The organism is Methylocystis suflitae, from assembly GCF_024448135.1.
In the GTDB taxonomy this organism is placed as follows: Bacteria; Pseudomonadota; Alphaproteobacteria; order Rhizobiales; family Beijerinckiaceae; genus Methylocystis; species Methylocystis suflitae.
Map to the genome: position 1 here is coordinate 1 of NZ_JAMRYX010000038.1, position 772 is coordinate 772.

Annotated in this window: 1 protein-coding gene; it reads right to left on the minus strand. The window is 59.6% G+C overall.

Annotation, left to right across the window (positions count from 1 at the left end):
- Positions 1–69: 69 nt before the first annotated feature.
- Positions 70–495, minus strand: a complete 426-nt coding sequence (locus tag NEI07_RS19685) for an ATP-dependent DNA ligase (protein ID WP_407659839.1) — start codon at positions 493–495, stop codon at positions 70–72.
- Between the last annotated feature and the right edge of the window lie 277 nt (positions 496–772).

Sequence of the window (772 nt, forward strand, 5' to 3'; positions counted from 1 at the left end):
ATCCAGACGAATTGGGGATCTCCGACGCTCGGCAGAGCTAAGCTTCGCCCGCGCCGGCTGCCTTCGCCGTTAGTTATAGCCTTGGCCGCCGGCGCCAAAGCGCTCATCCCGTCGGCCTGTAATCCAGGCAATCCGGTATGACCTGAAACTCCCGCGCGCGGCAATCCGGGGAGTCAATTCGCTTGTCCGAACGCGGTCTAACGGCCCAGCGACGGCGTCGCGGATCGCGGAAAATCGCGCCGTCAGTTCATTTCCGAAGCGCGACCAGAGGCGCACACGATTGTTGTCCTTCATGGCGACGATGCGAAAGCCATCGAACTTTATTTCGTGCACCCACTCCGGCCCGCTCGGGGCGTGCGCAGCGCGCGTTGGCTCCGCCAGAGGGATAATCCCGCTGGACGCCTGGGGCGGTTGCGAGCGGAGAAGTTTCGCCAATCCATACCGGCGATGTTGGGGAGAGGTGTCGATTTGCCTTTCAAGGCGGGACTCGCCCATTGAATGATCTCAATGAGATAGCTGAGACTGAAGTGCCCACCGAGGCAGTTCAATCGAGACTGGCGCAGACATTTTGGGCACTCAAAATGGAACTCGTCGACCGGTCGATCGACCGAGGCATTTTCGAGAGCGATGCCAGCTTCGCCCAAGAAAATTCGCGCACTGCCTTACCCTTTCAATCGAGACTCAGGCCGCTAAAGTCTCACATGAAATGCCGCAAATCGGACCATTCATCCCGAGTCCCGGATTGAACTGCCGATCGACACCAGCGGAGCGG

What these genes read in the sequence shown, in the direction of transcription:
- NEI07_RS19685 (WP_407659839.1), bottom strand. Translation starts at nt 495, where the DNA reads ATGGGCGAGTCCCGCCTTGAAAGGCAAATCGACACCTCTCCCCAACAT.